The sequence below is a fragment of the uncultured Pontibacter sp. genome (assembly GCF_947502515.1).
Lineage (GTDB): Bacteria > Bacteroidota > Bacteroidia > Cytophagales > Hymenobacteraceae > Pontibacter.
The window spans coordinates 439,313-453,080 of sequence record NZ_CANNAI010000003.1 but is presented as its reverse complement, the minus strand read 5'-3'; the positions used below and the strand labels follow the sequence as shown (position 1 = coordinate 453,080).

At 49.0% G+C, this 13,768-nt stretch carries 16 protein-coding genes; 8 read left to right on the top strand and 8 right to left on the bottom strand.

The window, feature by feature from the left end; translation table 11 throughout:
* Nucleotides 1-10: 10 nt before the first annotated feature.
* From Q1A54_RS11095 to Q1A54_RS11080, 4 genes are all read left to right on the top strand, one after another.
* On the top strand, nt 11-1,069 hold the full coding sequence (locus Q1A54_RS11095; RefSeq protein WP_299987808.1) for a class I fructose-bisphosphate aldolase: 1,059 nt from the start codon (nt 11-13) through the stop codon (nt 1,067-1,069).
* 172 nt (nt 1,070-1,241) lie between these two features.
* The gene (accD, locus tag Q1A54_RS11090) at nt 1,242-2,141 is read left to right on the top strand and encodes an acetyl-CoA carboxylase, carboxyltransferase subunit beta (protein WP_299987916.1); all 900 of its coding nucleotides are present in this window, start codon (nt 1,242-1,244) and stop codon (nt 2,139-2,141) included.
* Between the two features lie 252 nt (nt 2,142-2,393).
* Nucleotides 2,394-3,155, top strand: a complete 762-nt coding sequence (locus Q1A54_RS11085) for an OmpA family protein (RefSeq protein WP_299987805.1) — start codon at nt 2,394-2,396, stop codon at nt 3,153-3,155.
* Nucleotides 3,156-3,473: 318 nt separating this feature from the next.
* Entirely contained in the window at nt 3,474-4,139 is a 666-nt protein-coding gene (locus Q1A54_RS11080) for an OmpA family protein (protein WP_076422921.1), read from the top strand.
* A gap of 65 nt (nt 4,140-4,204) precedes the next feature.
* On the opposite strand, the gene Q1A54_RS11075 is transcribed toward Q1A54_RS11080, so the two are convergent.
* Together Q1A54_RS11075 and Q1A54_RS11070 are read right to left on the bottom strand one after the other, a co-directional pair.
* Nucleotides 4,205-4,867 carry a DUF2238 domain-containing protein gene (locus Q1A54_RS11075; RefSeq protein WP_299987799.1) on the bottom strand — a complete coding sequence of 221 codons (663 nt, stop codon included), beginning with the start codon at nt 4,865-4,867 and terminating at the stop codon, nt 4,205-4,207.
* An 89-nt stretch (nt 4,868-4,956) separates the two neighbouring features.
* Nucleotides 4,957-5,649 (bottom strand): MBL fold metallo-hydrolase, encoded by a 693-nt coding sequence (locus tag Q1A54_RS11070; RefSeq protein WP_299987796.1) that lies wholly within the window; start codon nt 5,647-5,649, stop codon nt 4,957-4,959.
* A 190-nt stretch (nt 5,650-5,839) separates the two neighbouring features.
* On the opposite strand from Q1A54_RS11070, the gene nth reads away from it, so the two are divergent.
* Nucleotides 5,840-6,547, top strand: a complete 708-nt coding sequence (gene nth / locus Q1A54_RS11065; protein ID WP_299987793.1) for an endonuclease III — start codon at nt 5,840-5,842, stop codon at nt 6,545-6,547.
* Nucleotides 6,548-6,686: 139 nt separating this feature from the next.
* Here the strand turns inward: nth and Q1A54_RS11060 are convergent, their stop codons facing one another.
* The 4 genes from Q1A54_RS11060 to Q1A54_RS11045 all read right to left on the bottom strand — a co-directional run bounded on the left by Q1A54_RS11060 (nt 6,687) and on the right by Q1A54_RS11045 (nt 8,823).
* On the bottom strand, nt 6,687-7,073 hold the full coding sequence (locus tag Q1A54_RS11060; RefSeq protein ID WP_299987790.1) for a GNAT family N-acetyltransferase: 387 nt from the start codon (nt 7,071-7,073) through the stop codon (nt 6,687-6,689).
* Nucleotides 7,074-7,164: 91 nt separating this feature from the next.
* Nucleotides 7,165-7,419 (bottom strand): hypothetical protein, encoded by a 255-nt coding sequence (locus Q1A54_RS11055; RefSeq protein ID WP_299987787.1) that lies wholly within the window; start codon nt 7,417-7,419, stop codon nt 7,165-7,167.
* Nucleotides 7,420-7,428: 9 nt separating this feature from the next.
* Nucleotides 7,429-7,920, bottom strand: a complete 492-nt coding sequence (locus tag Q1A54_RS11050) for a hypothetical protein (RefSeq protein WP_299987785.1) — start codon at nt 7,918-7,920, stop codon at nt 7,429-7,431.
* A gap of 12 nt (nt 7,921-7,932) precedes the next feature.
* The gene (locus tag Q1A54_RS11045) at nt 7,933-8,823 is read right to left on the bottom strand and encodes an LD-carboxypeptidase (protein WP_299987782.1); all 891 of its coding nucleotides are present in this window, start codon (nt 8,821-8,823) and stop codon (nt 7,933-7,935) included.
* Between the two features lie 166 nt (nt 8,824-8,989).
* Here Q1A54_RS11045 and Q1A54_RS11040 point away from each other — a divergent pair, with 166 nt between their 5' ends.
* A complete protein-coding gene (locus tag Q1A54_RS11040) occupies nt 8,990-10,522 on the top strand; it encodes an AbgT family transporter (RefSeq protein WP_196117134.1) in 1,533 nt (510 codons plus the stop codon).
* 95 nt (nt 10,523-10,617) lie between these two features.
* On the opposite strand, the gene Q1A54_RS11035 is transcribed toward Q1A54_RS11040, so the two are convergent.
* Nucleotides 10,618-11,220, bottom strand: a complete 603-nt coding sequence (locus Q1A54_RS11035) for a porin family protein (RefSeq protein ID WP_076422917.1) — start codon at nt 11,218-11,220, stop codon at nt 10,618-10,620.
* A gap of 209 nt (nt 11,221-11,429) precedes the next feature.
* Entirely contained in the window at nt 11,430-11,822 is a 393-nt protein-coding gene (locus tag Q1A54_RS11030; RefSeq protein WP_299987779.1) for a RidA family protein, read from the bottom strand.
* Nucleotides 11,823-12,227: 405 nt separating this feature from the next.
* Here Q1A54_RS11030 and Q1A54_RS11025 point away from each other — a divergent pair, with 405 nt between their 5' ends.
* The gene (locus Q1A54_RS11025) at nt 12,228-13,211 is read left to right on the top strand and encodes a radical SAM protein (protein ID WP_299987776.1); all 984 of its coding nucleotides are present in this window, start codon (nt 12,228-12,230) and stop codon (nt 13,209-13,211) included.
* A 9-nt stretch (nt 13,212-13,220) separates the two neighbouring features.
* Entirely contained in the window at nt 13,221-13,742 is a 522-nt protein-coding gene (locus Q1A54_RS11020) for a gamma carbonic anhydrase family protein (protein WP_196117143.1), read from the top strand.
* Nucleotides 13,743-13,768: the final 26 nt, after the last annotated feature.

Here is a 13,768-nt window from a genome sequence, read left to right as displayed (position 1 = left end):
TATTTAAAAAATGTCGTACGATAACATCGTTTCCTTACTTGGTTCTGAAGCAGAAAATCTGCTTCAGTATGAAAGCAAAACAATCTCTAAGGATCTGATCCATGCACCGGGCCCTGACTTTGTAGACCGTGTGTTCTCTCAGTCAAACCGTAACCCGCAGGTATTGCGCAGCCTGCAGCAGCTTTTCAACCACGGCCGTCTGGCTGGCACAGGTTACCTGTCCATCCTGCCAGTTGACCAAGGCATCGAGCACACCGCAGGTGCTTCTTTCGCTCCAAACCCAATTTACTTTGACCCTGAAAACATCATCAAACTAGCCATCGAAGGTGGCTGCAACGCCGTGGCTACTACCTTTGGTAACCTGGCGATGATGTCTAGAAAGTATGCGCACAAGATCCCGTTTGTGGTGAAGATCAACCACAACGAGCTGATGACCTACCCGAATAAGTATGACCAGATCATGTTCGGCTCAGTGGACGAAGCCTGGAACCTGGGTGCGACTGCCGTAGGTGCTACCATTTACTTCGGTTCTGAGGAGTCTTCCCGCCAGATCATTGAGGTGGCTGAGGCATTCGAAAGAGCACACCAATTAGGTATGGCCACAATTCTGTGGTGCTATACCCGCAACAATGCCTTCAAGAAAGACGGCACTGACTACCACGTAGCAGCTGACCTGACGGCACAGGCCAATCACTTGGGCGTAACGATCCAGGCGGACATCATCAAGCAGAAACTGCCTGAGAACAACGGTGGCTTTAAGGCGATCGGCTTTGGCAAGACCCACGAGAAGATGTACTCAGAGCTTTCTTCTGATAACCCAATTGACCTGGCCCGTTACCAGGTGGCGAACTGCTACATGGGTCGTGCCGGCCTGATCAACTCTGGTGGTGAATCCAAGGGCGAGTCGGATCTGGCAGATGCCGTGCGTACAGCTGTTATCAACAAGCGTGCAGGCGGTATGGGCTTAATATCAGGCCGTAAGGCATTCCAGAAAGATATGAAAGTAGGAGTGGAACTGCTGAACGCAATACAGGACGTATACCTGGCCAATGATATTACACTTGCTTAATCTGTAGCAGAACTGCTGATTATTAACTAATTTTACAGCCTGCTTTGGAGCCGCTCCTTTGTGAGTAATCCGAAGCAGGCTATATTTGTGCCCAAATCTGCCCAGAGTTGGTGAAGAGAAGTATGGCAGTACAACCATTTAATGTGCGGTACGCACGACCGATACGATTATGATGCCTTGGTTTAAACGAGTAGAAAAAGGAATTATCACACCGACAGAGGAGAAAAAGGAAACTCCGGACGGCTTGTGGTTTAAGTGCCCGGATTGCAAGACAGTGACTAGCATGACTGAGCACCGCAAAAACCTGAAGACATGCGTGAAGTGCAACTACCACGACCGTGTTGGTTCAAAGGAGTATTTCGCCATCCTGTTCGACGATAACAAGTTTACGGAGATGGACGAGGATATGACCTCGGGTGACCCGCTCAACTTCGTGGACTCCAAGCCATACCCGCAGCGCACCGCTGAGACGCAGCGCAAGACTGGTTTGAAAGATGCCGTGCGCACTGCCTATGGTAAGTCAGGTGGCAGGGACATCACCATCGCCTGTATGGACTTTGCCTACATTGGTGGCTCTATGGGATCAGTGGTGGGTGAGAAGATTGCCCGCGCCATTGACCATGCCCGCAAAACGCGCACGCCTTTCATGATGATCTCCAAGTCAGGTGGTGCCCGTATGATGGAGGCTGGCTTCTCGCTGATGCAGATGGCCAAGACTTCTGCAAAACTGGCGCTTCTTTCGGAGGAGAAACTACCTTATATTTCGATGCTCACGGATCCTACCACAGGTGGTGTAACGGCATCTTATGCCATGCTGGGCGACTTCAACATTGCCGAGCCGGGTGCGTTGATCGGTTTTGCCGGTCCGCGTGTTATAAAAGAAACGATCGGAAAAGACCTGCCGAAAGGATTCCAGAGTGCGGAGTTCGTACTGGAGCATGGCTTCCTGGACTTCATCGTAGACCGCAAGGAACTGAAGCAGCGCCTGGTAGACCTGCTGGGCATGATCATGCCTGCCACAGAAGAAAAAAACGGAACAGCCAAAACGCAGAGAGCCGCCAAATCGGCATAAGCGGATTGGATTAAATTAATAGAGCAGAAAAGCCTGTTAGTATTGCTGACAGGCTTTTTTGGTGGTACTCAAACACGACAAAATATAAGCTGAACGGGTGCAAACAAACTTTTTCAGTTTAGGAAAGTAATAGTTTGGGTAAAGCACAATATTGTGCCTAAGTTTGGCATTAGTATTGCGAAAGCACAAATACTAAGAATAACTAATACTACTATCAACTAAAAACCATTTTTTCAAATTTATTGCAAGACTATGAAACTAGTAAAACTATCGTTGACATCGATGCTGGCTGTAACTATGCTGTTCACTTCCTGCCAGACTACGCGTCCGACTACCTCTGGTACAGGCGACACTTCTACAACAACAGGTAACAGAACTGAAACAAACACTACCGGCGAAGAGAAGACAGGTATGAATAAAACCACCAAAGGCGGCATTATCGGAGCGGGCTCCGGCGCTGTAGTAGGTGGTATCATTGGTAACCGCATGGGCAACACAGCAGCGGGTGCCATTATAGGTGCTGCCGTGGGTGGTGCCACAGGTGCCGTAATCGGTCGCCGTATGGACAAGCAGGCTGAAGAACTTGAGAAAAGCATGGAAAATGCCAAGATTGAGCGTGTAGGCGAGGCTATCCGTATCAACTTCGACTCAGGTATCCTGTTTGCCGTGAACTCTGCTGAATTGAGCGCCAATGCCAAGAAAGACATTGATGGCCTGGTAAACACACTGCAGAAATACGAAGGCACGAACATCATCATCGAAGGCCACACCGACAACACTGGTAGCCGTGAGCTGAACCAGGGACTGTCAGAGCGTCGTGCGCAGGCTGTTGCCAACTATGCCCGTACCCGTGGTGTAGACGCATCGCGCATGCAGGCTAAAGGCTACGCCTTTGACCAGCCGATTGCTGACAACACGACTGCGGAAGGCCGTGCGCAAAACCGCCGCGTAGAGATCATCATCATCGCAAGCGAAGAGCTGAAGAAAGCTGCTGAAAGTGGTGAGATAAAATAAGCTACAGGTATAGCACCTGTTCTGAAGCGCCTGCCAGGTATACCTGGCAGGCGCTTTTTTATGTGGTATGTTTTAACTAAAAACCTGCTAAACAGGCTGCCAGCGCCACCTACAGGCGACTTTTGAATATTCTCCCGTTGGTTTACGTATATAGTTTGTCTAATGTAGCCGGTTTAGGTGTTTTGGCAACGTGCTGGTTAATAGTAACTTGTGACAGGGGTTCTGTTCAACTGCTATATCCGGATACAACATTTTAACTCATTTAGAGTATTAAGGGCTTAATCTGACAACTATAATTGAAAATTAAAAAACAAGAACATGAAACATATTAGAATTTATTTCCTGGCTTTGGCCGTAATCGGTTTCTTATTTACATCTTGTAATGCCAGTCGTACGGCCAAAGGTGGTGCCATCGGTGCTGGTGGCGGTGCTGTAGTAGGTGGTGTGATTGGTAAAGTTGCTGGTAACACAGCGGCGGGTGCCATTATAGGTGCTGCCGTGGGTGGTACGGCAGGTGCCCTGATTGGTCGCCGTATGGATAAGCAGGCCGAAGAGCTGCGTCGTGACCTGGAGAACGCTAAAGTAGAGCGTGTAGGTGAGGGTATCAAAATCACCTTCGACTCAGGTATTCTCTTCGATGTAAACTCTGCTGAGCTTCGCCCAAATGCGCAGGCTGACATCCAGAAACTGGCAACGACGCTGAAGAAGTACGAAGATACGAACATCATCATCGAAGGCCACACCGACAACACTGGTAGCCGTGAGCTGAACCAGCGTCTGTCAGAGCGACGTGCTGAGTCCGTTGCAGGTTATGCTACCCAGCAGGGTGTTGCCCGTAACCGTATCACAACGCAGGGTTGGGCATTTGACCACCCGGTAGCCGACAACTCTACAGCATCCGGCCGTCAGGCAAACCGTCGCGTAGAGATCGCGATCTTTGCAAACGAGAAAATGAAGAAAGCTGCAGAACGCGGTGACCTGTAATTAATAAAGAACTTACAGAAAAGCCGGCTATACCACTTCAGGTATAGCCGGCTTTTTTTGTACGATTAGTTTCTGTTAGCTGACGGGGCTGTGCGCTTGCGGAGCACAATGGCAAACCCGATGGCAATACTGGCTCCCAGAAAGGCGAGTACCATGTCCTTTTGTGCGTCCCAGATATCACCCTGCATACCCAGATAAGCCATACCTTGCTCATCTCCATCGTACACGATGTCAGCCACGATCCACTCCACTATTTCATAAACGGCACTCAGCGACAGAACGAGCGATAGCGTGAGTACACTGCTCAGGAATACATTCAGGCTAAACCCACGTCTTGCAATTTCATAAATGGGATATGTGAGCAGTAAGCCAAAGCCAAAGTGCACGATGCGGTCGTAGTGGTTGCGCTGGAAATTAAACTGCTCTTTCATCCACTCACCAAAGGGGTTGTCGGCATACTGGTAATAGCTGCCGTACACGTGCAGCATCATGAACAGGAAAACTAAGGTATAGCTGGTGTCTGTGAAGCGGAAAATATTGTAAAAGGCAGCCAGTAAGATGACAACAGAGAGTGTGAGGGAATTCTCGAGGAGCCAATTGAGCAGATCCGGTGTGGTAAAGCCTGTATACGCTAGGAAAGCCATGAAAATACCCATGTAGACCATGTGCAGTGGCCTGCGCATGAAAGGCAGCTTATGCTTAGAGCGAAAAGTCATTATGAACGTCATGTGCCAACTGGTTTTGTGCAGTATTGCAGCATTAACCTAAAATTGATACACATGTTTTGCCTAATTGGATACAAGCTTTTCGAAATGCTTTAAGCCAAAAGGTCTTTTTGGTAAAACACCAACCTGATTGGGTTGTCCCCCGGATTCTGGGTCGGGTCACAGTGGTAGCCAAACATCTCTACGCCGTTCATGTAGGGGAGCAGCTTTTTGTAAAAGGTATGGCCCGTGTTTTCGGGGTTGAAGGTAATGTCGTGGTACACGCAGGTAGGCAGCGAAGGCATGCGACTCAGTTTGTCAAAAAGCACATCGGGCTTGCCAAGATCTCCTGAGTATACGATGCGGTTTTCTTCCTCTTCAAAAATGTAGGCAAATGACTGAAGTCCCTCTGAGTGCAGACCATAGGTATCAACGGCCTCTATACCTTCAAAGCGGTCAAGCGGAACGAACTCGGCGTACTTGTCAGGGTTCTTCACCTGGATTTTCAGGAACTCGTATACCTGCGCTTTGAACTGGTCTGTTGGGTAGAGGATGGTTGGCTTTGGAGCTTTTTCTACCACATGCTTGTGCAGCAGCAGATTGGCCAGACTGCCGCAATGGTCATTGTGCAGGTGCGTAAGCAGAATATAACCCACCCGATGCAGCAGGTTTTTGTGCACCAGCGTCTGGTATGTTGTAAAGCCACAGTCAATCAATACACACTTTTCCCGCACCGTCACTAAAGCGGCAGAGTTCAGATAATCGATGTCAAAGGCACCCCCTGTTCCTAAGAATTTAATTTGCATAGAATGAAAGCTAATGCCGTTTTGGGCTGAGACTACAGGTATAGCGGGAACTGAAACAATTTGTTCTGATATATTACAATTTTTCTAAATAAATGTTCTAACATGTACTTAGGTGATAATAACCTTATTATCGGCAGTAACGCCATTTGTATAAAACCGTTAATTATTACCGGGCTAAACCTGGCAAGAAATGGAAGGATACGAATTACCGGCCGAAGAAAAAATAGTGATAACGCACGAACTGCTGAATCAGGAGTACAAACGCTTGGAACTTGACCCACGCCGCAGTCATATGCACGAGTTGATCTCGACTATGCTCTCGCACCGCACCAACCACGCCGATGAGCAGAAGGCCTACTATACCATGCTGGAGCGCTTCGGAGACTGGGAAGGCGTATTGAACGCTCCGGAGGATGAACTCGCTGATGCGGTTAGCACGACCCGCTACCCTTTGCAGAAAGCCCCGCAGATACAGCATACGCTACGCATGATCAAAGAGGACAGAGGGGAGATAAACATTGACTTTCTGGCCGACCTGCCCATAGACGAAGCTATGGCCTGGCTGACACGTTTGCCTGGAGTGGGACCTAAAACAGCCACCTTGCTGTTGCTTTTCAACTTTAAGAAACCAGTACTGCCTGTGGATACGCACGTGTTTCGGGTGAGTCAGCGGGTGGGCCTTATTGGTGCTAAAGTCACGGCTAACAAAGCCCATGATGTGTTGTTGGAGATGCTTCCCAAAGATGCTACCGAACTGTTTAACTTTCACAAGCACCTGTTCTGGCACGGACAGAAGATATGTACCTGGTCCTATCCAAAGTGTGAGAAATGCGTGCTGAACGGGATTTGTAATTACTACAGCCAGGTACGAGCCAAGGGAATTGATAAGGCGGCGTAAGGGGAACTTACAATTGAAGTTTCATCATGATGTCTGTCTGCTCGTCATCACCTAATTTGAAAACATGTTTGTCAAACTCCACAAACCCATTTTTCTTGTAGAAATTGATCGCTCTTGGGTTTTCTTCCCAAACACCTAATCAAACATAGTCGGCATTCATCTGCCTTGCCATTTGGATGGCGTGTTCATAAAGTGCTTGTCCCACACCTTTTCCATGATATTCTTTTAGCGCATAGATCCTCTCAATTTCAAGGGCTCTGTCGTCTTTCAACTCTGTCTGGGCCTGACCGGTATTTAGTTTTAAGTAACCAACTATTTTATCATTAATTGTCGCGAAGTAGAATTGAGAGTTGCTGTCACGAAGTTCAGCAGTCAGTTTTTCAACAGAAAGCTCTTCCTCCAGATACTTGTTCATGTTCTCTTCTGTGTTGCCAGTTGAGAATGTCTCAAAGAATGTTTGTCTGCTGATTACTTGCAGTTGGTGGATGTTGTCTAGCGTAACTTTTCTTAAAGCGATGTTATTCATGCTGGTTTGGGAAGGGGCTGGTGTTGTATAGAAAGTGAGTTTTACATAGCCGATGCTCTGTTTTGTACTGACCTGGTAATTTGCTCTAATCCTAATCAGCCTCTTTCTCCCTGGCAAAGTATATTCTATAAATCAGGGCCACAAGAGCAATGAAGAACGACACTTGTGCAGCGGTCTTGTTAAATTCTATTGCTTCGCAAAGATTAGCTCCGGTGACCGTGGATATGCATTCCTCTGGAGAGTTAGTTTCGTATTTGAGGCTTACCATAGAGTTCACCACTCCAAATGTGAAGACAAATGAAGCAATAAGTAGCGCAGCGATAAGGAGATTAAGCCACTTGTTCACGTTTATCGATCAAACTTTGGTTATTAATGCATGAAAACGGGTTTTCTCTATTAATCTCAAGCGCCGGACTATCATATCAACCACTTCTTCTTCCTGTGCCCTGTAGATGGCATGGAACCATAGATGAGCGATAACCCATAGTCCTGGTAGAAACAGGTAAAACCATAGAGATTCGCCCTGAACTATTACAATCACAGTGATAATCAAAAATATAATTCCAATAAAGAAATGTTCGATACGCGGTGTCGTTTTAAACAGTACCTTTTGGTAATCCTTATTGATTTCAGCAACAGAGGCAGTCACGCTTATCCCCGTTGCTTGTCTCGTCATTCCCGTTACCACCAAAGTGCCCATTGAAAAGCAAGGGGTTAAGCTGTATAACTGCCTGCCAATCTTCCTAACTTGAGGCTCTTTAGAGGACAGTAGAAACTGTTCGAGATCCTGAGCAGTTCCAGAGAAGACATACTCTTCATTCAACCTTAACTTTTTAATGAAGCTCATAACTCTACTACTCTAGCAATACTCCAACCTTACCCCATTCTCCTCAACTTCCAGCCTTGCTCTTCTGCCGCAAACCAGCGCCAGATTATCCGGTTCGTGGCCGGTTGGGAAGCCGTAGCAAACGGGGTAGTTATACATGCCGGTGTGTTCGGCGATGATTTCGTAAGCGTCTTTGCCAAAAGGTATAGCATTATCTTTCATGTTGCTGAAGTGGCCGACAATCAGGCCTGCCAAGTCTTTTAACTTACCAGCGCGGTCGAGGTGCACCATCATGCGGTCGATGCTGTAGAGGTACTCGTCCACGTCTTCCAAAAACAGAATCTTGCCCTTGGTCGTGAAATCGGAGCTCGTGCCGGAGACGTTATGCAAGAGCGCCAGGTTACCACCGATCAGCTGCCCTTCGGCCATACCTGTGCGGTTGAAGGCATGGGGGGCGGTGCTATAGCTAAGTTCCTCACCGAAGAGCACACGACGCAGGCTGTCCAGCGCCTCTTCTGTACCTTTTGGGAAGAGCAAGGGCATAATCCCGTGCACGCTTTCTATACCTAGGCTGTGGATGTGGCAAAGGAGAGAGGTGATATCACTGAAGCCAACCACCCACTTTGGGTGCTTCTGAAAATGACTGAAATCTACCTGATCGAGAATGCGGGTGGTGCCGTAACCGCCACGGGCACAAATGATCGCCTTGATATCAGGGCGGTCGAGGGCCTGCTGCAGGTCCTGCAGGCGCAGGGCATCATCGCCGGCAAACACACCGTACTGCGCACCCACTGTAGGGCCAACTTCTACTTTCAGTCCCCAGCCTTTGAGTATGTCGATGGCGGCAGCTATTTCTTCGTGGCTGATAAGTCGGGCGGTAGCGATGATGGCGATTTTGTCGCCGGGCTGTAGTGGTGTGATCATGGGTAAAGCAATTTTTGATGATAAACGAAGGTATGGCTTTTTGTTAAAATTTGCGAGGCTGCAAAATTTTGGGCAATTTCGGAACCCCGTTTGCTATGGCCTTGACTGCCCGGCACCTGTACCTGAACAGGCGCTGTGTGGGCGGGAACCTTAAACCAACCTTTTTATGACCCAAATCAAGAAAAAAAAGTCAGGAATTGACAAGTTCCTATCCATAGTGGAGCGCATCGGCAACGCCCTGCCGCACCCAGCCACGCTGTTTGCAGGCTTCGCACTGCTTGTGATCATCCTGTCGTGGGTAGCCAGTTTGTTCGACCTGGCTGTAACGCACCCGGGTACAGGCAAAATCATAACACCGGTTAACCTGCTCTCTACCGAAGGCCTGCACATGATCCTGACCCGCATGGTGACCAACTTCACCGACTTCGCCCCGCTGGGTACGGTACTTGTTTCCTTGCTGGGTATAGGTATAGCCGAGGGCACCGGCCTGATTGGTGCGGTACTGCGTCTGGTAGTGCTTTCATCGCCAAAGCGACTGCTCACCTTCGTGATCGTGTTTGCGGGTGTGATCTCCAACACGGCTTCTGAAGTGGGCTACGTGCTGCTGGTGCCACTGGCGGCGGTGATCTTCCTGGCGGCCGGCCGTAATCCGCTGGCTGGTCTGGCGGCTGCTTTTGCCGGTGTGTCAGGTGGCTACAGTGCCAACCTGCTGCTGGGTACCATCGACCCGCTGTTGGCTGGTCTGTCTACGGAGGCGGCACGCATTATTGATGCCGACTATACCGTGAACCCTGCTGCCAACTATTACTTCATGTTTGTGTCTACCTTCCTGGTGGCTGGTTTGGGTACCTGGGTGACCGAAAAAATTGTAATCCCGAGGCTGGGCGAGTACAATGGCGACGAAAAGCCTCAGAGCATCGACCGCCTGAACAGTCAGGAGAAGCGTGGTCTTCTTTACGCCTCCCTGGCTATTCTGGCTTCGATTGCCTTTGTATTGGGTGGTTTGCTACCGGAGGATGGCTACCTGCGCAACCCGGAGACGGGTGAGATACTTAACTCGCCATTCATGTCAGGTATAGTGGCCTTCATTTTCCTGCTTTCGGCAATTGGCGGTATCGCCTATGGTATAGGCGCCAAAACCATCAAAAACGACAGCGACGTGATGCGCGGCATGTCCAAGTCGATGGAGACGCTGGGTTCTTACATTGTGCTTGTGTTCTTTGCGGCGCAGTTCGTAGCCTACTTTAACTGGACCAACCTGGGTCTGATTCTGGCAATTAACGGGGCTGATGTGCTGCAGACGATGGGCCTGAGTGAGATTCCACTGATGATCATGTTCATATTGGTGGCAGCTGTAATCAACCTCGTCATGGGTTCGGCCTCAGCTAAGTGGGCGATCATGGCGCCGGTATTCATTCCGATGTTTATGCTGCTGGGTTATTCGCCGGAGTTTACGCAGGTGGCTTACCGCATCGGTGACAGTGTAACCAATATTATTTCGCCGATGATGTCTTACTTCGCCCTGATCGTGGCCTTTATACAGCGCTATGACAAGAATGCAGGTATAGGCACTGTAATTTCGACGATGCTTCCTTACTCAATCGTGTTCTTTATCGGCTGGGTGGTACTGCTGATTATCTGGATTATGATTGGTCTGCCAATTGGTCCGGGTGCCGAGATGTACATAACGCAGCCTTAACAGGTATGCGACAAAACAGAACAGCCGGTGCGGGTATATCCTGCACCGGCTGTTCTGTTTTAAAGTAGCTTGATTGCTGAACTAAGGGCTATACCTTAAAACAGCTTCAGTCCCAAACTCAGCAAGATCTGTTCATTAGCCAGGTCATAGTTACTCTGTAAAGACGGATCTGAGTAATTGCGATTGATGCGCTCGTAACGCACATCTACGGTCAGGCGCTGTATATCGAGGCCTATACCTGCCTGGTAGCCCCAGTCAGAGCCTGACATAAAACTCTTGATACTCTGGCCTTCCTGGCGCGCGCTCAATAGATTGGAGGCGACCGGACCTGCCTGTATACGAACCAGGTTGGCAATGCTTATACCTGCCATAATGGGCACATCGAGCCGATTAAATTTGATGTCGGATACACGGTTTGTAATGGAGGTGTTGGGATTAGACTCCAGCCGTCCGCCGGTTTGCGTGAAAATAGCTTCAGGCTGTATAAAAAAGCCCAGAATATTGACGCGGGCAAAAGCACCGGCATGGTAACTGGTTACAGATTCCTTGTTGGCATACTCAGCGGGGTTGCTGGTGACATCATGCACACTCACACTCGAGGAGCCCACACCAGCCTTCAGACCTCCGGTTAAAAACTGTGCCTGTGCCGCCGTACTCAGGGCAACAAGCGCAAATATAGTTAGCACTAAATTTTTCATAGCTATTAGATTAGTTTCAAATTTTTATACCGAAGCCAAATCGGCACAGGTATAACGAATGATCAATAGCTTTTTAGTACGTAACCGTGTAAATATAGGGTATGCAGTATTGAATTATGGTATTATTCCTTTGTTTTGCTGGTTGTTAATGTGGGCTGTGATCTCGTGATCCAGTCATTCCATCAGGTATAACCTTCGGATTAATCAGGTTATCCTTCTACACTTAGCATAGCGGTAGCCTCTATTTCTACGAGTTGCTCCGGCTTGATCAGTGCCCGCACTTCTACCATGGTTGAGGCTGGCTTGATGTCTCTGAAAAACTCACCGTGAGCACGACCGATAGCCTCCCATTGGCTGATGTCAGTCACATAGATGCGGGTACGCACCACCTGCTGCATTGTAGCGCCGGCTTCTTGAAGCGCCTTTTCTATCTTTTGGAGGATATACCGGGTCTGCTCGTAAGCATCGCCTATACCGATCACCTGATCGCCTTCAGTAGCCGTGGTGCCCGCCACCTCCACTATATTGCCAACACGCACAGCACGGCTATACCCAATGCTGTCTTCCCACACAGCGCCGGAAGAAATGTTTTGTCTTTTCATAAAATATAGAAAGTTAAAGAGTTAGAAAGGTATACCGTCGTAGGGACTGGTTGCGACCCAATGCCGTCAGCTTAAGGAATGTGGGAAAGCTGATTCGGATATTTTTATCCGAATCTAAACTGCTGCGGGTCTCCAGACCCACGTATGCCGACACACGTGGATTAGGAATCCCCTACCGTCTGTTTTCAGATTGATAAATCCGAAAGAGCTCTTCCTTAAGTTGACGCTATTGGGTCGCGACCTGCCCGAATCGTACACCTGGCAATCAACAATTTAAAGATAAAAGTCATTTAACCAACGACCCTTACAGAAACGATGTATTTTCAGGAATTTCAGCATCCAACCCGCTTCTATACCTGATACTCCGGTAGAATCCTTAATTTTGAGTGAACAACTCTCTACCAGATGCGCCTGAGATCGAAACCTGTGCTTTGCAACTACTACGTTACCTACCGCTGTAACGCAAAGTGCTCGTTTTGTGATATCTGGGAGAAGCCTTCGCCTTACATTACGTTGGAGGACGTTGAGAAAAACCTGCGTGATCTGAAGCGACTGGGAGTGCAGGTGATCGACTTTACGGGCGGTGAGCCTTTGCTGCACCGCCAGATCGATCAGATGCTGGGCATGGCACACGACATGGGCTTCATCACCACGCTCACTACCAACGGTATGCTATACCCTAAGCTGGCGGAACGCCTTAAGGGTAAGATCGACATGCTGCACTTCTCGCTAGACTCTGCCCATAAAGAGGAGCATGATACCGGACGTGGTGTGGCCTGCTATGATTTCGTGATGGAATCGATACAGGTGGCAAAACGGCTGGGCGAGCGACCGGATATTCTTTTCACGGTATTCCGACACAATCTGGACCAGCTCGAAGAGGTATACCGGACCATTACGCAGCCCAACAAGCTGATGCTGATCATCAACCCGGCCTTTGAGTACAATGAGGTGGCAGTGGGGGAACAGCTCACAGAGGAAGAACTGGACTACCTGACAGCTTTTGGAAAGCGCAAGGGCGTATACATGAACGAGGGCTTTGTGCAGCTGCGCCGCGACGGAGGAAACAAGGTCGCGGATCCGGTTTGCAAAGCAGCCAGCACCACGTTGGTCATTTCTCCTGAAAATGAACTCGTACTGCCCTGTTATCACCTGGGCACCAAAAGCTTCCCGATTCAGGGTAAACTGGGCGAGCTATACCTGAGCCAGGAGGTGGAGGAACTGAAGCAGTTAGAGGGACGATTGCCAGCCTGCGAGGGCTGCACCATCAACTGCTACATGCAACCCAGCTTTGCCGTAGAAATAAACAAGTACTTCTGGAAAGCCTTGCCCAGTACCCTCAAATACAACCTGAGCAAAGGGACGTGGAAGCGGCTTTTGAAATCATAAACTTAAGATATGCCAGTTATACTTCCTGTGAAAGGTATAAGCCCGCAGATGGGCGAAGATTGCTTTGTGGCTGAAAACGCTACGATTGTGGGCGATGTGGTGATGGGCCGCGAGTGCTCCGTATGGTTCAATGCCGTGATCCGGGGCGACGTGAATGCGATCCGGATCGGTGATAAAACGAACATTCAGGATGGTGCCGTGATCCACTGCACTTACCAGAAAGCCGCCACAACTATCGGTAGCAACGTGTCCATCGGGCACAACGCCATTGTGCATGGCTGTACGGTGGAGGACAATGTGCTGATCGGGATGGGATCCATTGTGATGGACAATGCACTGGTGCAGAAGAACTGCATCGTAGCGGCAGGTGCTATTGTGCTGGAGAACACCGTGTGTGAGTCTGGCTTCATATACGCCGGTATACCTGCCAAGAAGGTAAAACAATTGAGTCAGGAGCAGATCGATGGCCTGGATAAAGTGGCCAATAACTATGTAATGTACAGCGGCTGGTTTACCAATCCGGAGGTATAAGAGCAAAAGAGAAGGCTATACCTATG